The sequence below is a fragment of the Paracoccus sp. MKU1 genome (assembly GCF_001447385.1).
Classification (GTDB): Bacteria; Pseudomonadota; Alphaproteobacteria; order Rhodobacterales; family Rhodobacteraceae; genus Paracoccus.
Map to the genome: position 1 here is coordinate 1 of NZ_LLWQ01000189.1, position 19,544 is coordinate 19,544.

The 19,544-nt window shown below is 64.5% G+C and carries 16 protein-coding genes and 2 pseudogenes; 4 read left to right on the plus strand and 14 right to left on the minus strand.

From position 1 onward, the window contains the following. A pseudogene (locus AQY21_RS27950) lies at positions 1 to 213 on the plus strand (hypothetical protein); the annotation flags it as partial. A 143-nt stretch (positions 214 to 356) separates the two neighbouring features. Here the strand turns inward: AQY21_RS27950 and AQY21_RS30220 are convergent. The 7 genes and pseudogenes from AQY21_RS30220 to AQY21_RS15570 all read right to left on the minus strand — a co-directional run. Next, a pseudogene (locus AQY21_RS30220) lies at positions 357 to 536 on the minus strand (FAD:protein FMN transferase); the annotation flags it as partial. Further along, entirely contained in the window at positions 502 to 690 is a 189-nt protein-coding gene (locus AQY21_RS30225) for an FAD:protein FMN transferase (RefSeq protein ID WP_369807788.1), read from the minus strand. The gene AQY21_RS30225 and the pseudogene AQY21_RS30220, both read right to left, overlap by 35 nt. A gap of 151 nt (positions 691 to 841) precedes the next feature. Further along, complete coding sequence (locus AQY21_RS15550; RefSeq protein ID WP_058098534.1) at positions 842 to 2,161, minus strand: FAD-binding oxidoreductase; 1,320 nt, start codon at positions 2,159 to 2,161, stop codon at positions 842 to 844. Between the two features lie 49 nt (positions 2,162 to 2,210). After that, the gene (locus tag AQY21_RS15555) at positions 2,211 to 2,633 is read right to left on the minus strand and encodes a RidA family protein (RefSeq protein WP_058098535.1); all 423 of its coding nucleotides are present in this window, start codon (positions 2,631 to 2,633) and stop codon (positions 2,211 to 2,213) included. Between the two features lie 72 nt (positions 2,634 to 2,705). Next, positions 2,706 to 3,845, minus strand: a complete 1,140-nt coding sequence (locus tag AQY21_RS15560) for a tyramine oxidase subunit B (RefSeq protein WP_058098536.1) — start codon at positions 3,843 to 3,845, stop codon at positions 2,706 to 2,708. Between the two features lie 125 nt (positions 3,846 to 3,970). Continuing rightward, positions 3,971 to 4,999: an AraC family transcriptional regulator gene (locus AQY21_RS15565; RefSeq protein WP_058098537.1), complete on the minus strand. Its 1,029-nt coding sequence runs from the start codon at positions 4,997 to 4,999 to the stop codon at positions 3,971 to 3,973. A 31-nt stretch (positions 5,000 to 5,030) separates the two neighbouring features. Beyond that, on the minus strand, positions 5,031 to 6,473 hold the full coding sequence (locus AQY21_RS15570; protein ID WP_058098538.1) for an APC family permease: 1,443 nt from the start codon (positions 6,471 to 6,473) through the stop codon (positions 5,031 to 5,033). A gap of 173 nt (positions 6,474 to 6,646) precedes the next feature. Between AQY21_RS15570 and AQY21_RS15575 the strand changes: the two genes are divergently transcribed. Beyond that, positions 6,647 to 7,675, plus strand: coding sequence for an AraC family transcriptional regulator (locus AQY21_RS15575; protein ID WP_161906035.1), 1,029 nt, complete (start codon positions 6,647 to 6,649; stop codon positions 7,673 to 7,675). A gap of 3 nt (positions 7,676 to 7,678) precedes the next feature. Here AQY21_RS15575 and AQY21_RS15580 read toward each other — a convergent pair whose 3' ends face one another. The 7 genes from AQY21_RS15580 to AQY21_RS15610 all read right to left on the minus strand — a co-directional run bounded on the left by AQY21_RS15580 (position 7,679) and on the right by AQY21_RS15610 (position 16,172). After that, entirely contained in the window at positions 7,679 to 9,181 is a 1,503-nt protein-coding gene (locus tag AQY21_RS15580; protein WP_058098540.1) for an aldehyde dehydrogenase, read from the minus strand. A gap of 92 nt (positions 9,182 to 9,273) precedes the next feature. Next, positions 9,274 to 10,779, minus strand: coding sequence for an aldehyde dehydrogenase (locus AQY21_RS15585; RefSeq protein WP_203416521.1), 1,506 nt, complete (start codon positions 10,777 to 10,779; stop codon positions 9,274 to 9,276). Between the two features lie 176 nt (positions 10,780 to 10,955). Further along, positions 10,956 to 11,381 carry an organic hydroperoxide resistance protein gene (locus tag AQY21_RS15590; RefSeq protein WP_058098541.1) on the minus strand — a complete coding sequence of 142 codons (426 nt, stop codon included), beginning with the start codon at positions 11,379 to 11,381 and terminating at the stop codon, positions 10,956 to 10,958. Further along, a complete protein-coding gene (locus tag AQY21_RS15595; protein ID WP_058098542.1) occupies positions 11,378 to 12,178 on the minus strand; it encodes a cyclase family protein in 801 nt (266 codons plus the stop codon). Before AQY21_RS15595 ends, AQY21_RS15590 begins: the two co-directional genes overlap by 4 nt. Positions 12,179 to 12,187: 9 nt before the next feature. Then, complete coding sequence (locus AQY21_RS15600; RefSeq protein ID WP_058098543.1) at positions 12,188 to 13,402, minus strand: SDR family NAD(P)-dependent oxidoreductase; 1,215 nt, start codon at positions 13,400 to 13,402, stop codon at positions 12,188 to 12,190. Next, positions 13,399 to 14,565, minus strand: coding sequence for a thiolase family protein (locus AQY21_RS15605; protein WP_058098544.1), 1,167 nt, complete (start codon positions 14,563 to 14,565; stop codon positions 13,399 to 13,401). The genes AQY21_RS15600 and AQY21_RS15605 overlap by 4 nt, the downstream gene beginning before the upstream one ends. Beyond that, positions 14,565 to 16,172 (minus strand): AMP-binding protein, encoded by a 1,608-nt coding sequence (locus AQY21_RS15610; protein WP_058098545.1) that lies wholly within the window; start codon positions 16,170 to 16,172, stop codon positions 14,565 to 14,567. The genes AQY21_RS15605 and AQY21_RS15610 overlap by 1 nt, the downstream gene beginning before the upstream one ends. On the opposite strand from AQY21_RS15610, the gene AQY21_RS15615 reads away from it, so the two are divergent. Further along, positions 16,167 to 17,207: a LysR family transcriptional regulator gene (locus AQY21_RS15615; protein WP_161906037.1), complete on the plus strand. Its 1,041-nt coding sequence runs from the start codon at positions 16,167 to 16,169 to the stop codon at positions 17,205 to 17,207. The genes AQY21_RS15610 and AQY21_RS15615 overlap by 6 nt on opposite strands. A 189-nt stretch (positions 17,208 to 17,396) precedes the next feature. Next, entirely contained in the window at positions 17,397 to 19,544 is a 2,148-nt protein-coding gene (locus AQY21_RS15620) for an indolepyruvate ferredoxin oxidoreductase subunit alpha (RefSeq protein WP_058098547.1), read from the plus strand.

Below are 19,544 nucleotides of genomic sequence, written 5' to 3' on the forward strand. Positions count from 1 at the left end.
AAGAAGGCGGTGAAATACGACAAGAGGCGCTACAAACGGCGCAACCGCATCGAGATCATGTTCGGCCGCCTGAAGGATTGGCCAATCGTCGGGAAAACAGTCCCCCGGACTGTTTTCTGATCCTCCTCATACGTCGCGACCCGATACGACCGGTGCCCGGAAACCTTCTTCTCTGCGATCATGCTAGCCGCAACCGTCTTGTTCTGGCTGTGAAACTCAATGAGCCTGGACCCTGGCTCAGTCGAACAGCGTCCCGACGGCATGTGTTCGGATGCAGCCGCCTCGCGCAGAAGGAACAGCGCATTGAGGCTGAGACGCAGAGCGAGTTCGCTGCCAGCCTTCGGACCCAGCACCATCAGCGCGCTCGCCCAGGCATCGGCCTCGGCACAGCTGCGGGCGACAACCGTGACCGAGGCTGGTGACGAGCGGAGCGGGCCGCCTGTTATGGGGTCCATCGTGTGAGACAGGTGCTGGCCCTGAACGGTCACATGATGCCGGTAGTCACCCGATGTGGCGACGGCGGCATTCTCCAGCATCAAGATGGAGTGAGGCGGCGCGGCGCTCGGGGTCGGGCGTCTCGACGGCGACCGTCCAAAGCATGCCATCGGGCCGCAGCCCGGACGCCCGCATCTCGCCGTCGATGCCGACAAGGAACGCGGCAATGCCGAAGCCCTGCAACGTCCCGGCCAACCTGTCGACGCCGTAGCCACCGTAATCGATACATGTGGATTGTCTTCCTCGCCCTGCGTCAGCATGAACGCCTTTCGCCTCGGGAATTTCGATGCCTTCATCGCCCTCAGCTTCTCTCCCAGCCAGGGAATGTTGGCTGAAAGCTCGGGCTTCAACCGGCCCGGTGCCCGGGGGCAGAGTACAACCGTTCCAACCGATAGGGCGCCGGATCGACAAGCGGCGTCCCGCCGGTTACCAGATCGGCCGCCAATTGGCCAGCGCCGGGTCCGGTGCCGAAACCGTGCCCCGAGAAGCCCGTGGCCAGAGTGAGCCCTGGGATGTTCGCGACGGCTGAGATCACCGGCAGCGAGTCGGGGGTAATGTCGATCGATCCGGCCCATGTCTCGCGAATGGCTGCATTCCCGAAAACGGGCCAGGCCGCGGCGAGATTGGTCATCGCCTCGGCGATCAGCTTCTGGTTGACGACCGGATCCATGATCCGCATCCGTTCGAAGGGCGAGATCCGCTCGCCGGTCCAGGATCGGGCCAGCGACAGGTCTGCCAGGAACTCACGACCCAGAGAGATGCGGATGTTGCGACGGTTGGCGCGCAGCGTCGGCAGGTATTTCAGCCCGATCCGCAGGTGGTCCATGGTCAGCGGGGCCAGCATCGCTCCACGCTGGGTGATGATGAAGCCACCGTCTTGATGCTTGCGGAACGAGAAATCGGGCGCGCCCACGGCGATCTCGGTCGGTCCATCCATCGGTGCAGTGCGAATGACCGAGGCCGATACCGGCAGCGTGGGCAGCGAGATGCCGAGATTGCCGAGGAACCGGCGTGACCACATGGCGCCGGCCAGAAGAACTTGCTGGCACCGGATCTCGCCGCGCTCGGTGATCAGGCTTGCAACCCGACCAGCCGCCAGAGACAACGTGCGTACCGCGCAGTTCTCGACGATGAGCGACCCCTTGGCGATCGCAGCAGCGGCTATGGCGCTGGAGGCCAGCGTCGGCTCGGCGTAGCCGTCCGAGGCGGTATAGACGCCGCCAGCCCATTTTTCTCGGCCACCAGGCACCAGCAGGTCGATTTCGGTTGGGGTCAGCATCCTGGAATCCAGCGAGAACCCCTTGACAGAATCCAGCCATAGGCGGCTCGCCTCGAGTTCGGTTTCGGTGCGGGCGAGGAACATGATCCCGCGCTGGCGATAGCCGACCTGGGCCCCGGTCCGCTGCTGCATTTCCTGCCATAGCCGTTCTGATGCGATGGATAGCGGCAGATCAGCCGCGCTCCTGTTCGTCTTGCGTACCCAGCCGAGATTGCGTGACGACTGCTCGGCCGCGATACGGCCCTTTTCCAGCACGACATTCGGAATCCCCCGCTCGGCCAGTGCCAGCGACGCGGAAAGGCCGACGATTCCGCCGCCGATGATCGCCACGGTGGTTTGCTGCGGAATATCCGCGGAAGTCTGGACGGGCTTGATCACGGGCGCCACGATGCACTCCTTTGAAGAAAAGCGGTAATCACTGCATGCACGGCAGGCGTCAGGGCGCGAGGTCGATGCGATCGACCCGGGCCGCCGAGGCGCCGCGATAGGCGGTCACGTCCATTTCTACCTTGTAGGCCATCGATCCCAGCGGCGGGCAGGTCATGGTGCAGGCCGGGTCGATGCCGCGGAACTTCTGTCCCAGCACGGCTCCGACCGCGTCCCCATCGGCGGGATCCTGGACATAGACCCGGATCGCAACCACATCGGCCAGGCAGGAACCGGCGGCAGCCAGCGCGCGTTCGATATTGGTAAAGACTTGCAGGGTTTGTTCGACTATCTCTTCGGGGATCTCCTTGGTGTCGGGGTCGCGACCGGCTGTGTTGGATACGAAGATGAGGTCGTTGACGGCGACAAGGCGAGAGTAGCTTGCCATGTCCTCGAATTTCGAGCCGCTCTTGATCTTGATAACTTTGGTCATCGGTGATGGCTTCCTTGCCTGGATTGCGAATTGATGGCGGCTGCGAGGGCTGCGCGCTCGGCTGACAGCGGATCAGCGCAGAACCGGCGCGTCCCACAAGTTCAGCTTGACGCCGACGCCCTTTTCGACGGCATTGCGATAGACGACCGTCCCCCATGCCACGTCCTCGACGGGCATGCCGCCGACCGACAGCATGATGATCTCGTCGTCACTTTGCCGGCCGGGCGCCTCGCCGGCGACGATCTTGCCCAGATCCTCCAGCGCGCTTCTTTCAAGCCGGCCTTCCTCGATTAGGTCCAGAAAGCGGATGCCGACCACGGGAACCCAGTTATGCGCGGGCTTGGGAACCTCGTCATACCACGCATCATACATGGCCGGATTGTCCAGCACCTTGCGGACATCCGATCCCGCAACACCATCGTCGAAATTCCCCAAGGCGGGCATGGCGAAGAACGTGCCGGGATTGATCCATTCGCGCCTGACGGTCGGATAGGTGGAGGGATCGCCCGTCGCGCCGGAGCTGCAATAGGCGACCACATCCGAATCGCGGACCAGTTCCTCCTCGGTCTCGACCGCACGCAGGTCGGTGATCTGAGGATAGGTCTCCCTGACCCAGGCCAGGAACGCGTCGAGGTTTTTCCGGCCGCGTCCCTTAACCTTGACGGTGTCGATCTGGGGGCAGGCCGCGATGAACGCGCTTAGCGCGGTCTTGCCCATTACGCCCGGCCCGAGAATGCCCGCGACCCGCGAGTCCTTGCGGGCGAGATGGCGCGCGCCCACCCCCGGCACGGCGCCGGTGCGATAGGCCGACAGCAGATTGGCCGACATCATCGCCAGTGGAGCGCCGGTCTCGGTATCGTTGAGGATGAACATCAGGATTGAACGGGGAAGCCCGCGGTCCCGGTTCGCGATGTTCGAGCCATACCATTTCACGCCGGACGTGCCGAATTTGCCGCCAAGATAGGCCGGCATCGCCATGAAGCGGCGGTCTGGCGTGGGCTTCGGCATGTTGGGAAAAGGGGAATTCTCGGGAAAGTGGATCAAAGAGCCGTGTGAATTGCTGTTGGCCCCGGCCATCCGGTAGTCACCCCGGTAGAGAAGCTCGAACATCTCTTCCATCGTGTCGACGCAGGCGGGCATGTCAGTTACTCCGGCACGGATCATGTCGGGTTCGGAAAGGTAGATAAAATCGATCTTCGTGCTGCCGGTCATCTGTCTCTCCTTCTTTGTGTGTTGTCGGGGCCCAGGGCGGGGGGGGCGCTGGCAGGACGGCCATGCTGCGGCTCTTGCCTGCGGCGAAATGGTGCGCAGTCCGACAGGATCTGTGTCTCGATTTTTCAGTATGCGCTCCGACGGACCTCGGATGGCAGCACGCCGAACATGTCCTTGAAATCCTTGCTGAACCGTCCGAGATGGTAAAAGCCGTACGTCATGGCCAGCCGTGTCACCCCCCGATCTCCGTCCGAAAGCTGCTGCAAGGCCGCCATAACCGCCTGCAGGCGCATGGATTTCAGCAAGGCCAGCGGAGTTGTCCCGCGGTATTTGCGGAATCCCGCATAGAGGGTGCGGCGCGAGGCGCCGGCATGGCGCGCGATCTCCTTAATGCCGATCGGCTCTGCCAGATGATCGCGGATATAGAATTCAGCCTGATGGACGTAAGGCGGCGCGCCGTCCCTGGGCGCAAGATCCCGGCTCGCCCGGCGGTATTCCGGCGAAAGCCCAAGAACGACCGAGGTGATCAGTTCTTTGACATGGGTGGCGACGCCATGGGAGCCCAGTGCGGTGTCGCCTTGGGCAAGGCACCCAACCAGCGTCGTCAGAACGCCGGCCAGCATCAGCCCTTCCCTGTCGATGCAATAGGCAGAATGGGAAAAGGACAGCGACTGCTGGCGCAAGGCAAGCTTCTGGCGGCCCAGATAGTTGCCGATCCAGGCATGGCTTAGCGTCATGGCCAGGTGCCGGTTGTCGCCGGGCATCACCGCGCGATAGGGGCTGCTGGCATTGATGACGACAAACTCGTTCGGGCCGACAGGATATTCGCGTCCCGACTGGATCACCGTCGTCCGCCCCCGCAGCGGCACCTTGACCATGATCCCGTCCTGCAGCTTTTCGACCAGTACGGAGATGCTCTCGGCGCTGCTTCGATAGTCGATGTAATGAAGGACGACGCCATCCAGATCGATGGAATGGTGCCAGCCTTCCACCGTTCCCGAATTCGTCCCTGTCACCGCGAAGTCATGCGGTGCCAGCATCCGTGACAGATGCACATGAATACCCGATGCATCATCCAGATGCCGGCTTTTCTCGCGCAGGCTGCCGTGCAGGGCCGAACCGGATTGCGAGAGTTCACGGAGACATTCCAGCATGGTTGTCGCTTTCCTGACGCTTGCCCGAGTGTCACTTTTCGACACGGCTGGTTCCGAAGCTCGCGAACCTGTCGGCATCGGATATCCTGGTGACGACAGCCTGAAGGATGCCTACGGCAAAACAGATGGCCAGGATCCAGATCAGACTGTTCACGACCGGGTCGTCGACACCTGTCAGCGCGCTGTAATTCACCATGGCCTGGTAGGTGGCCGAGGCGACGATCACACCGCCCAAGGCCGGGGCTGCAGTCTTCGCGAGACCGATCTCTCCCCTGCGCATGAAATAGACCGGGATGGCAAAGGAGGTCAGGGCAAGCAGGCTCATCAACCCGACCGAACCGACCCCGACAAGCGCCGGCGTGACGTTCAGCAGCGGGTCCAGGCCGGCAAGGGCTGCCGCCACCATGATCGTCAGGACGAACAGAGCTAGGCAATAGCCCGCCACATAGGGCGAATGATGTTTCGGATGCGTCTGCGCAAGGGGCCGAGGCAAGGCATTGTCGCGGGCCAGGGCATAGATGTAGCGCGCGGCATTGTTGTAAAGGCCAAGTGCCGCGGCAAATGTCGAGGACAGGATCAGCACCCCGAACACCGAAATGCTCCAGCCGCCAAGATGGGTTGCGGCGATGCCGAACACGAAATGCCCCGGATTCTCGCCCGCGACCGCCTGCACGTTGCCGCTGCCGACTGCCGAGGACAGCGACCACGAGGTCAGCACATAAAACCCGCCTGCCAGGAACAGCGCAACGAAGGTCGCCAGCGGAATCGTGCGCTTGCGGTTCACCGCCTCTTCCTGATAGATCGCCGTACTTTCGATGCCGATCATGCCCGAGAAGCCATAGATCAGCGCGATGCCCAGCCCGGCGCCGAAGACCGTCGAAGGCGCGAAATCGCCGATCTCGTAGCCGCCGCCACCGACCGAGAACAGGATCGCCAGATCCAGCCCCAGCAGCAACAGGATTTCCAGCATCAGCAAGACGCCCAAGACCTTGGCCGTCAAGGTGATCTTGTGATGGGCCAGGATGGCCACCAAAACCGCCCCGCCGATGGCCCAAAGCCACCAGGGCGTTTCGATGCCGGTCCATGACCGCAAGGTGTCCATGCCGAAGAAGCCAAAGGCCGACAGAGTCGAGGCCGACAGTGCTGTATAGGACAGCACCGAGACATAGGCAGCGGCCAGCCCCAGCTCCTTGCCGAGGCCCGAGGTGATATAGGCGTAGAAAGCGCCGGCGTTCTTCACATGCGGGATGATCTTGACGTAGCCGAGCGCGAATAGAAACAGTGCGATCATCGTCAGCAGATAGGCGCCCGGAACGCCCGCACCGTTTCCATATGCAAAGGCGATCGGTTGCAGCGAGGCGACGACGCCCAGCGGCGCGGCCACCGCAACGACCATGAAGACGATGTCGAAGACGCCCAGGGCGCCCTTTTCGAGTCCCGGGGTCTCGCCGCCGGTCAATGCGTTCGGTTTCATTGCTTTTCCCTGTGTGCGATGAGCGTTTTTTGTTCTTGGGGATCCGTCCCGTCGCGACCGGATTGTCGGGATGCGGGCGTCGGTAAATCTTTCTAACCTGAAACGCTCCGCGAAGAATTGCACTTTCGGCCATTTTCTTTACAGTTCCGGACATGGCCATGGTGAGGGCAGGCATGCCGAAGGACGCGAAGGTGCGGGTGATATTCATGTCGGCTTTCCTGCGCGCAATCACGCGGAAGGGGCTGAATACAGGCTATTTGCTGCGGCGAGTAGGCCTGCCCCAGGACAGCCTCGCCTCGCCGGTCGACTGGATTCCGCTCAGGCATTACATCGCGATGACAGAACTGATTGCCCAGGAATCGCGAAGCGCGACGCTGGGGCTCGACATGGGCAGCGTGTTCGATCCCGACGAACTGGGTCCGTTCTACATGCTGATGATGACGGCGGGCACCTTTGGCGCGATGTTGCAAGCCTTCATCCGCTTCCAGGTCTATTGGCAGACGGATACCTGCCTGGAAATGCATGCGGATGGCGACCGGGTGGAGTTGCGCTATGTGATCCGGGACAGCGATATCTGGCCCCGTCGGCAGGATGCCGAATTCACGCTGGCCGCCATAACCAGATGCATCCGACACGCGCTCGGCGAGCAATGGCGCCCATTGAACGTGTCCTTCGAGCATGACATCTCGAATCATGGCCCGGTGATGCATGAATTCTTTCGCTGTCCAGTGGCGGGCGCGCATAGCTACAATGCCATCGTGTTTCCGCGCCAGGCGCTGGCGATGCCGTTGCCCTTCAATTCTCGATCGGATTTCGCGCGGGTCCAGCCGGTTATCGAGCGCCATCTGATCGACCTCATGCGCGCCGGCACGACCGAGCAGACCGGCATCGTCGATCAAGTGCGCTGGCTGGTGGCCCGACGCGTCGGCGTTCAGGACGTGCAGTTTTCGGCCATCGCGGCGGAGATGGGCATGCCCGAACGTACCCTGCGGCGCCAGCTTAACGCCCATGGTGCCGGTTTTCGCGAAATGCTGCTGAAGGAACGCATGAAGCGCGCCCGACGTTTGCTGGACGGGCGCGCTCCGATCTCGCTGGAGCGGTTGGCCGAGAAACTCGGCTATTCCGATGCCGCGGCCTTTTCGCGCGCCTTCAAAAGCTGGCACGGCATCTCGCCGCGCCGTTTTGCGCATCGCGCGCGGTAAAGGTCATCCGTAACGATGCACCGATGCCTTCAAGCGGGTATGCGCCAGGACTGAAGATTCACCAAGGTCGTTGCCCATCCCCGATTCCTTCCAGCCGCCGAACGGCATCGCCACGTCCAGCGCATTGTGGATGTTGATCCAGACCGATCCGGCCTCCAGGCCCTGGGTCATGCGATGCACGCGGCCCAGATCCTGCGTGAATACGCTGGCACCCAGCCCGAACCGGCTGTCATTGGCCAGGTGCAGCGCCTCGGCTTCGCTGTCGAAGGCGGCGACGACGACGACGGGGCCGAAGATCTCTTCGCGCGCGGGGGTCATGTCCGACGTTACGCCCGCTAGGACGGTCGGGCGCAGATAGCATCCGTCATGTTCGGGTGCGGTTCCTCCGGTCAACAGCGCGGCGCCCTCGGTTATGCCCGCCTGGATGAAGCCGAGGATACGCTGTTTCTGGGCCTGAGTGACGACCGGCCCCATTTGCGCGCCAGGTAGCAGCGGTGCCGAAAGCTCGATCCCCGCGACGATATCCACGACCCGCTCCAGCACCTGGTCATGGATCGCGCGATGGACATAAAGCCGTGAGCCGGCACAGCAATTCTGGCCGTGGTTTGCCAGGATCGCCCATGCGGCAGCCTGTGCCGAGACCTCGACCTCGGCATCCTCCATCAGGATCACCGGCGATTTCCCGCCCAGTTCGAGGGAGCATTTCTTGAAATTGCCGGCAGCGGAAACGGCGATCCTGCGCCCGATTTCGGTCGAACCTGTGAATGTGACCATCGAGATGCCCGGATGAGAGACCAGCATTTCGCCCAGCCGGGGGCTGCTGCCGGTCACGATGTTGATGACACCGGCGGGGATGCCCGCCTCGGCGGCAAGCTGGGCGAAGCGCAGCGCCGAAAGCGGGGTCTGCGGTGCGGGCTTAAGAACGATTGCGCAGCCAGCGGCAAGGGCGGGTGCGATCTTCCAGACAGCGATGCCAAGCGCCACGTTCCAGGGCACAATCGCGCCCACCACTCCGATCGGTTCGCGAAAGGTGAAGCCGCGCAACTCGCCGTCCGGAATATAGGGCACGGACAGTCGCATGGTCTGTCCTTCCAGCTTGGTCGCCCAGCCGGCCATGTAGCGCAGGACATGCGCCGAATATCGCACATCCACGCCGGCGGTATTGGATAATAGCCGGCCCGAGCAGAGGGTTTCGATCTCGGACAGTTCGCGTTCGTTCTGTTCCAACAGATCGGCGAGCCGCAGCAGGCGCAATTCACGCTCATGCGGCCGGAGACGCTTCCATTCTCCGTCCATCGCCTTGCGGGCCGCCGCGACGGCCGCATCCAGATCCTCCGGCCGGGCTTCGGCCGCGCGAGCGAACTCCAGCCCGGTAGACGGATCGGTCAGAGCATAGCTTTCAGGGGTTTCGACTGTCTTGCCGCCGATCTGCAACCCGAAGGTTTGGCCCAGGCGGGCACGCGCGGCATCGCCCAATAGATCAAGGTCGTTACTGAGTTTCGACATGGTTTCCTCCGTAGGAACAGGGGTGTGGGATCATCCGGGCCGACAGACCAGAACATCCCGCGGCGACCCCTCTCTTGGGTCGGGCTTTCGGCTCACTCCAGGCCGGCGGGGTCCAGACGCATGCAGACCGCGCGGGGTTCCGTGAAGGCGTGCATCGCCTCGGTGCCGAATTCTCGGCCCAGACCCGACATCTTGACACCGCCAAAGGGCACCGCGCTGTCGAGCAGGTTATGGGTGTTGATCCAGACCGTGCCGGCGTCGATCTGCGAGGCGAGGATATGTGCCTTGTTTAGATCGCGCGTCCAGATGCTGGCGCCCAGCCCGTATTCGGTGTCGTTCGCTATTGCCTTGATGTCGCGCAGCCCTTCCAGTCGGCCGGCGACAACGACCGGTCCGAAGATCTCCTCTCGCCACAAACTGGCTTCGCTGCCGACATTGCTAAGGATGGTGGGGCTGTAGAAAAAGCCCCTGTCGCCCCAGCGTCGGCCGCCAATCAGCACTTCGGCGCCTTCGGCGATACCCCGATCGACCATCGCGGACACTTTTTGCAGTTGCCGGGCCGAGATCAGCGGCCCCAGCGCGACATCGTCCTGAAACGCCGGGCCCATGGGCAGGGTCATCGAGAATTCCGCGATGCCCCGGATCACCTCATCATAAACCTCGGACTGGATGAGCAGCCGCGATCCGGCGGTGCAGATCTGGCCCGAATTGGCAAAGATCGCCATGGCTGCGCCTGGGATTGCACGTTCCATGTCGGCATCGGCCAGAACGATGGCAGGCGATTTTCCCCCCAGTTCCAGCGTGACGCGCTTCATCTGGGCCGATGCGCTGCGCAGGATGCTCTGGCCGGTCGTGGTCGAGCCGGTGAAGCTGATCTTGCGGACCTTGGGGTGGTTCACAAGGCTGGTACCGACCGGATCGCCATGACCCGTGACGATGTTCACGGCCCCGTCTGGAAAGCCCGCTTCCAGGATCAATTCGCCCAGCCGCAGCGTGGTCAGCGACGTCTCCTCCGAGGGTTTCAGAACGATGGTGCAGCCGAAGGCGATGGCCGGGGCCAGCTTCTGGATCGCCTGGCCCAGCGGGAAATTCCAGGGTGTGATGCCTGCCACCACGCCGATCGGCTTGCGTTCGGTGTAGGCGCGATAGACCCCGCCATCGTCGTTGAACGGGGAAAGTGCGATGTATTCACCCGACATCTTGGACGCCCAGCCAGCATAATAGCGCAGCGCGTCCATCGCAAAGGCAAGGTCGACATGGCGCGACACGGCATAGGGTTTGCCGTTGTCCCAGCTTTCCAGCCTCGCCAGCTCGTCGGCATTCGCCTCGACGAGCAAGACCAGCCGTTCCAGAAGCCGGCCCCGATCCAGCGGTCGCATTCTTTGCCAGGCAAGGCTGTCGAAGCAGCGTTGCGCGGCATCAACGGCACGGCCGACATCCTCGGCCGTGCCGGCGGCGATATGCGCAAAGACCTCCTCGGTGGCGGGGTTGACCACGGCAATGGTCTGTCCGCTGCTGGATTCGCTCCAGCCGCCGCCGATCAGCAGCTTGCCTTGGGGAAGGTTCACCCTGGGGAATTGGGGGTTATGGATCGTCATGGTTAACTCCTTACCTGGTTCGGCGCACGTCCCTCCGAGGCCGCCGATTTCCGGAAAGATTATTGGCCGCGGAGTGCAGCCGCTATCCGCTGGACGCAGAGTGGCTTGCGCAGGGAGAGAGCCTTGTCAGGATGGGCGCAGGCCCGCCGAGCGGATGCCATGCACGCGCCTGCTCGTCATGCGAGGCCCAGCGTCACGTCGATATTGCCGCGCGTGGCATCGGAATAGGGGCAGGTTGCATGGGCCTCGGCCAGGATCCCCTCGGCAATTGCGCGATCGATGCCTGGCAGGTCCACGATCAGTTCCACCGCAAGGGCATAGCCGGTCACGATCGGACCGATGCCGACCCGGGCCGTCACGGCGAGAGTTTCGGGCAGGGCGATCTTTCGCTGGCGTGCGGTCATCCTGACCGCTCCCGCGAAGCATGCGGCATAGCCGGCCGCGAAAAGCTGTTCGGGGTTCGTCCCCGCGCCACCCGACCCGCCCAGTGCTCTGGGCATCGCAAGGTCCAGCGTCAGGCTGCCGTCGGGCGCCTCGGCGCGGCCGTCCCGGTCGCCGCGGACTGTTATCTCGGCCTGGTAGAGGATTTTTTCGGGCGTCATGTCGGCTTCCTTTGGCTGTCATCTCGGGTCGGGATCAGGGCCAGCACCCGCAACGGGCTGCCGGACCCAGCGCGGATCTTGAGCGGTGCCGTCAGCAGGACGGACCCAGTCGGCGGTAATTCATGCAGGTTCGTCAGGCATTGCAGGCCATAGCGCCCGGCCCCGTGCAGGTAGTGATGCGCGGGATAGGGCGGATCGAAATGGCCTGCCTGCCCGGCATCTGTGCCGATCGTCTCGGTGCCGAAGCCGAGGATGCCGCGCGCCTCGACCAGCCAGCGGATCGCATCCGCATTGGGACCCGGAGTATGTGCGCCATCGGTGCGCAGGTTGGCGAAGGCCGCGCCGCGCCGCCGCCCCCAATCGGTGCGCATCAGCACCCAGGACCGCTCGGGAATGCGGCCATGGTGCGCCTCCCAAGCTTCCAATGCGGTGCGGGTCAGCAGGTGGTCGTCCTCTCGCGCAGCGGCCTGCGTGCAGTCGATCACGCAGGCGGGAGCGATCATGTCCTCGGTCGGCAGCGTGTCTACCGTGCCGCGCGGCCGGTCGCGGCCGGTGAACCAATGCGCGGGCGCGTCCAGATGGGTTCCGGTATGCTCGCCTATGCTGATGTTGTTCCAATACCAAGCCGGTCCGGCGGCGTCGTAATGCGACAGGCGCTCGATACGCATGGGCGCCGATTGCGCCATTTCCGGGGGCAGGACGATGGTCGGAAAATCCTCGTCCAGCGTGTGCGTCAGGTCAACGATCCGGATCGTGCCGGTGGCGATCGCAGAGAGAAGCGTGGCGAGTGGGGACATGGGCAAACCTCAGAATAGATCGCGGGTCAGCTCACGCTCGACCGCCTTGGGGTTCTCTGCCAGCCTGGCCAGCAGGTCATGCGCCAGATCGCCGACCACCACCTCCTCCAGTCCCCGGTGGAGGCCCGACAGGATGGCCCCCGCCAGCGCCCTGCCCGAGACGCGGATTGGGCCGAAGGACTGGAACCATTCGTCCTCGGTCGGCGCGGCAAGCACCGTCATCAGCCGGACGCCACCCTGCGCCAGTTCGGCGCGCAGCGCATGCGACAGTGCCAGTGCCGCCGCGTGGGCCGCCGCATATCCCGCCAGTGCGGCAGGATGTATCCGCGAATAGACCGAAAGCACGTTGACCCAGGCCACCGTGCCGTCGGCTCCGCGTCTTGCCATGGCCGGGCCGAAGCTGCGTGCAAGACGCAGCAGGCCCATGGCCATGATCTCCATCATGGCCCGCGCATCGGTCGCAGCGGCGGGCGCGGACAGCGGGCCGGGGCGGGGCAGGTCGGCCGTGTTGACGAGGATCTCGATCCTGTCGCCGATGTCGCGCGCCAAGTCGGCAACCGATCGGTCCGAGCTGATGTCGAGGGGTACGAGCTTCAGCCCGACGATCGCCTCGAATTCCGCGCGGCGGGGCAGCGGCTTCCAGTCCTCGGGGACGCCGGCGTAGACCGCGGCGGCCCCCGCTGCCGACAGCGCACATGCCAGCGGCAATGCCGCGACATGGCGCGCATCGGTGATCAGTACTCGACGGTCGCGGGGATCGGCGGTCATCTCGCGCAGCTGTGGATCGCTCATGGTCCCTCCTTGGAGTGCAGCATGCAGCACGGCCGCGCCCGCGCGGTCGAGCACCAGCGACAGTCGCACCGCATCCCGCGGTTCCGCCCCCGGATGCAGATGCACCAACGCTTGCGGTCCGCAATCCATCTGCACCAGCCCGACATGCCAGGGTGCCCGCTCGCGGAAATAGGGGTCGGCAGGAACCTCAGCCGTTGTGGCCGCGATTACCCGCGCTCCTCGCGGCGCCTCGGACAACGCGATGGCGCCAAGGCAGTGTGGGCAGGCCTCGGGAATCGGCCAGGCAAAGGCACCGCAGCGGCGGCATTGCGGCAGCGCAAAGCGCCCCTCGGCTGCTGCGGCGGTCAGCAGATGCGCGGCTCGGCTGCGGCGACCGTGCGGCAGCGTCGGTCGATGGGTGCGCAGCAGAGGGTTCTTTCCGGTGCGCATCATCCAGCCTCCAGAACGACGGCGCCCGATCCCAGGCCTCGGTCGAAGTTGATCATCCCGAAGCCCGACACCAATGCGCGCCGCGCCCGTGGTACTTGCCGCGGCCCGGCGGTTCCGGTGAGCTGACGGATGGCCTCGACAAGTCCGAGATGCCCACCCGCGCAACCCGCCTGCCCGGTGGAAAGCTGCCCGCCCGAAGTATTGTGCGGCAGGTCGCCCCCATAGGTGAAGTCATGTGCAGCGAGAAACTCAGGCAGTTCTGCCCCGGTGCAGAAGCCGAGATCGGCGAACTGCATGGCGCTGATCACCGGATAGTCGTCATAGGTCTGTACCAGGTCCATGTCGGTGGGCGCTGCCCCGGCCATGGCCCACAAATCTGCCACATCGCGTTGCCATCCGCCGCGCAGCATGACCGGATCGGTGGGAAAGCCGTTGTGGCGCTCGATCGTGGCGGACAGCCTTACGAAAGCCAGGCTCTGCGCTTGGGCATCCTCTTCGCGCAGAACGAGAAAGGCTTCCGCCCCGGCGCAGGGCATCACGCAATCAAGCAGGTGGATCGGTGGGGCGATGGGCCGGGCGGTCAGGTAATCCTCCTCGGTCATCGGCTTTTTCATCAAGGCCCATGGCGTCCCACGGGCGTTGGCACGCTGCGATACTGCCAGCCGGGCCAGATGGCCGCGCGTCACGCCGGTGGCGGCCATGAAGGCTTGTGCGATCAGCGCAAAGCTGACATTCGGGCCGCCCGCGCCATAGGGATAGATGGCATCCTCCGAAAATCGCGAGAAGCTCTCCAGACCCTGACGGAACGAGCCGGGCGCGCTGCCGTCGGCGGCGATGCAGGCCACGATGTCGGCATCGCCCGCCTGAACTGCGCGCGCCGCCCTCCGTAGCGAGACCAACGCTGCCACACCGCCAAACGGCACGAAATCCACATGCCGGGGCGACAGGCCGAAATGCTGCGTCAGTCCGATGGCGCTGTCGGGCGCCAGCGAGAAGCTTGCCACCGACAGGCCGTCGAACGCGTGGTGACTGATGCCCGCCGCCTCGGCCAGCCCGGCCAGCGCTTGTCCGATCCACCACTGCGCCGGCCTGGTCGAAAAGCGTCGGTAGGGCACCGTCACCGGCGCCGCCAGGACGACGCCTGCGTAATCACGCCGCCGCCGCATCACAGGGTGCGCGCCTTGCGCAGGGCATGCTTGAGCGTGCCAAGCTCCAGTGCCCGGCCGGCCGCGACCGCCGCCTCGGCATCTGCCCTGATCTGACCGCGCCGGAGCTTCTCGGTGGAACTGACCGGCAGCGCATCGACATACATCACGAAGGCCGGCAGCTTGTGATAGGACAGCCGCTCGGCCGCGCGCTCCAGAAGGGCGGTGGCATCTGCCTGTCCGGCCGGAACGATGAAGGCGAAGACTTCCTCCTCGCGAACCGCGTCCGGCACCGGCGTCACCGCTACGGCGCGGACCTGTGGATCGGCGGCCAGCACGACCTCGACCTCAAGAGCCGAGATGTTCTCGCCCGACCGGCGGATAACGCTTTTCTTGCGGTCCACGAAATAGAGCAGACCATCCCGGTCCGCGGAAACGATGTCGCCTGTGTGAAACCAGCCGCCCGACCAGGCCTCTTCGGTGGCCTCCGGCTCGTTCAGGTAGCCTGAAAAGAAGCCGCTGCGCGGGTCGTTCCCCGCAGCGCGCACGAGAAGCTCGCCCGCCATGCCGGGGGGCAGGGGGGTGCCCGTATCGTCGATGATTCGCCATTCCATGCCCGGTCGGGGGCGGCCGATACAATTCGGGCCCAAGGTTCGCGTCTCGCCGGCCGTGTCGGTGACCGCCGCGCCGCCTGTTTCCGTCATGGCCCAGCCTTCGACGATGGGCAGGGCGAAGCGTGCCTCGAACGCAGCCTTGTGATTGGCGCGGACTCCCGGGCCGAAAGTGAAGCGTGCTCCATGGGTCCGCTCGGCCTCGGTTCGGGGCTGCTGGAGCAGGATTGCCGGGATTACCCCCAGCGAGTGAACGATCGTTGCGCCGCTGTCGCGAATCGTCTGCCACCAGCGGGACGGATGGAAGCGGTCCAAGGGCACGATGGCGCCGCCGATCAGCATCATGCCCACTGCCGTGCAGCCGAGCGCGTTCATGTGAAAGAACGGCAGCGGCGTCAGCGATGTTTCGGCAAACGGGGTCATCGCCGCCACGCCGCGCATCGAGACATACCATTGCGCGACGTTCATGAAATAATAGTTGGACAGGATGCAAGCCTTTGGCTTGCCCGTGCTGCCCGAGGTGAAAAGCAACGCCGCCTCGTCTGCGGGCCGACTTTCGGCCGGTGTGCGCGGCACCCGCGCGGGCGGCGGCGGCATGCCAAGCATGGCCACCATCAATCCCTCGGGTGCTCCTGCAGCGGCAAGCCCGGTAAGTTCGTCCGCGACGATCAGCGCGTCGGCCTGCGAAATGACGAGTTGGTGGTGCAGTTCCTCGGGGCGCAGATCGCCATTCAGCGGCACGATCGATGCGCCAAGCGCGTTCAGCGCCAGCCAGTGTATCAGGAAATCCGGCCGATTCTGCAATAGCAGCGCGATCCGCGACCCGTGCCCATATCCGCGCATGGCGTAGTGGCGCGACAGCATCTCGACCTGTTCGGCTGCCCTGCCATAGCTGATCGAGAATCCGTCGGGTGCCCAGGGCAGGCGCGCGCTGGCCGGCGCGGCGACGAAGGTCCGGTGGGCGGCATGCGCGGCGCTGTCGCAAAAGGCCCGGTAGGGCGAGGAGATCGGTTGCATCCGTCAGTCCCGCTGGTTTGCACTGTCCCGACCTGTGACGCGGATCGCAAAGCTTTTCCAATTCAGAATATTGCCGAAACTGATCGCAATCTGTTATCAGTTGTTATGGAATTGAGACAGATTCACTATTTCATTGCCATCGCCGAGGAGGAGCATTTCGGTCGCGCAGCGCAGCGTCTACGCATCGCCCAGCCGGCCCTGAGCCGCCAGATGCGGCTTTTGGAGGAGGAACTGGGCCTGCAGCTTTTCGACCGGCTGCCGCGCGGTGTTCGGTTGAGCGCGGCGGGGCAGGTATTTCTGATTGAACTGCGAAGGGTCGTGGGCGAGCTGCAGCGGGCGGTGGCTGTGACTAGGCGGGCCGCCGCGGGCGAGGCTGGAGTTCTCCGTCTCAGCCTGATCGAAAGCGCGTGCTGGCACGGGCTTGTGCCCGAATCTTTGCGGATCTTTCGAATGCGGTTTCCGGCAGTGGATTTGTCGCTGACGACCATGTCGACAGGGCCGCAGCTTGCTGCCCTGCGTCAGTGCAAGACGGATGCGGCGTTGGTCTACAACCCGCCGCCGGCCGAGGATCTGACGACGGTGCCGCTGATCCGCTACCCGGCAGTGCTGGCGATGCCGGCCGATTGCCCCTTGGCGGAACGGCCGCGGATCCATCTTGCCGACCTTGCTTCTTGGCCCCTGATCGGATTTCGACGTGCCGCCAGTCCCAGATTCTACGACGACATCAGCGTCTCGATGCATGCGGCGGGAGTCGCGTCGCGTTATATCGCGGAGCTTGAGAACGAGACCGAGATGCTGGCACTTGTCAGCGCCGGGGCCGGGTTGGCCATCGCCAATTCTGCGCAGCGCTGGCGGCCTCCGCACGGCGTGCGCTTCGCGCCCGTCGAGGATCTTGATGTAGGCCTGCATCTGCATCTGCTGCACCGCCTTGGGGACGTGCCGCCGACCTTGACGCAATTCATCCAGATTTTGCTGGCTGGCCGGAAATGTCATGACAGTGGCCAGAAATGCAATGTCGTTGACGGCGCTTTCTGACAGGTTTGTATAAGCTGGATCAAAGGGATCGCGGCGGCCACCTTGTCAGCGATGAAGGCGGCCGAGGCACGGCTGCTCGCGGCCATCCCGCCCGAGGAACGCGCGGCCTTCACCACCACGCTTGGCCGGATCCTGCGGTCGATCCGCCATCACGATTACTGATCCACAGTCGCCACAGGAGAAAACCCCATGGCAGAACGATCATTCAGGAAGGAGGTCGAGCAGCTGCGCATGGGCGCGGGCGGCACCTTCCGGGGCGAGGGGATCCTCGCCGTCACCAAGGCGCTTCTGGAAAACGGCGTTGGCTATGTCGGCGGCTACCAGGGATCACCCATCAGTCACCTGATGGACGTCTTTTCCGACGCGCAGGAGCTGCTGGCCGAATATGGCGTGCATTTCGAGAACTCGGCCTCTGAGGCGACGGCGGCGGCGATGCTGGCCGCATCGGTCAACTATCCGATCCGGGGCGCGGTGGCCTTCAAGTCCACCGTGGGCACCAATGTCGCATCCGACGCATTGGCGAACCTGGCATCCGGCGGCGTGACCGGCGGCGCCCTGGTGATCCTGGGCGAGGATTACGGCGAGGGCTCCTCGATCATGCAGGAACGCAGCCACGCCTTTGCGATGAAAAGCCAGATCTGGCTGCTGGACCCGCGCCCGAACCTGCCCTCGATCGTGGCGGCCGTCGGCCATGGCTTCCGCCTGTCCGAGGCGTCGAACACGCCGGTCATGATGCAGATGCGCATCAAGTCCTGCCATGTCCATGGCCATTTCACCGCCTCCGACAACAGGCGCCCGGCGATGACGGTCTCCGAGGCATTGGAAGACCCCAGGCGCGACCTGTCCCGCATCGTCCTGCCGCCGGCCGTCTTCCTGCACGAGAATGAAAAGGTGGATCGCCGCTGGCCCAATGCGGTGAACTATATCCTGGACAACAACGTCAACGAGCTTTTCGGCAACCCGGCCGCGAGGATCGGGCTGATCGTGCAGGGCGGCACCTATAACGGCGTGATCCGTGCGCTGAACCGGCTGGGCCTCGCCGACATCTATGGCGACACCGACATCCACATCCTGTGCCTGAACGCGGTCTATCCGCTGTGCGACAGGCAGATCCTGGATTTCTGCGACGGCAAGGACGCGGTGCTGCTGGTCGAGGAAGGCCAACCCAATTTCATCGAACAGGCCATCGGCCACATGCTGTATTGCAACGGACGCAAGACCGTGCTGGCGGGCAAGGGCGTGCTGCCCATGGCGGGCGAATACACCGGCAAGCGGTTGGTCGAAGGCATCGCGGCCTTCCTGCGCGACCACGCCCCCGGCCTGCTGCCGCCTGCTACCGCCAAGACCAACGAGCCGGCGCGAAACGACATTCCGGACCTGTCCACCGTCGTGCCCGCCCGTCCGCCCGGATTCTGCACCGGCTGCCCCGAGCGCCCGATCTTCGCCGCGACCAAGCTGGTCCAGCAGCAACTGGGCGAACACCACATCGCCTCCGACATCGGCTGCCACCTGTTCTCGATCATGCCGCCCTTCGACATCGGCTCGACGACGATGGGCTACGGGCTGGGTCCGGCCTCGGCATCCGCCTTGCAGAACCGGGACAAGACCGGCAAGCGGTCGATCAGCTTCGTGGGCGATGGCGGATTCTGGCACAACGGGCTGACCTCATCGATCGGCAACGCCTCCTTCAACAGGCATGACGGGCTGATCGTCATCGTGGACAACCATTATGCCGCTGCGACCGGCGGCCAGGACATCCTGTCGTCGCGCGCGCAGAACCGCAGCCGCAAGACCAACAATCCCATCGCCAAGGCTGTCGAGGGGATGGGCGTCACATGGGTACGCCAGATCGACCGCACCTATGACGTGGCGAAGATGCGCGACACCATGATCGAGGCGCTGACCAGCCCCGAGGCAGGGCCGAAGGTCATCGTCGCCTCGTCCGAATGCATGCTGAACCGCCAGCGCCGCGAGAAGCCCGCCCTGGCCAAGGCCACCAAAGAGGGCAAGCGCACCATCCGCCCTCGCTTCGGCGTGGACGAGGATATCTGCACCGGCGATCACGCCTGCATGCGCCTGTCGGGCTGCCCGTCGCTGTCGGTCAAGGACACTGGCGATCCGCTGCGCGACGATCCGGTGGCCGCCATCGACCAAAGCTGCGTCGGCTGCGGCAATTGCGGCGAGGTCGCGGATGCCGCCGTGCTCTGCCCCAGCTTCTACCAGGCCGAGATCGTCTCGAACCCGACCCCGTCCGAGAAACGCCGCGCCTCGCGCAGGGCCCGAATCATCGGCTGGCTGCAATCGCGCCGCGACGCGCGCCGCCTGACCTTTGCCTGA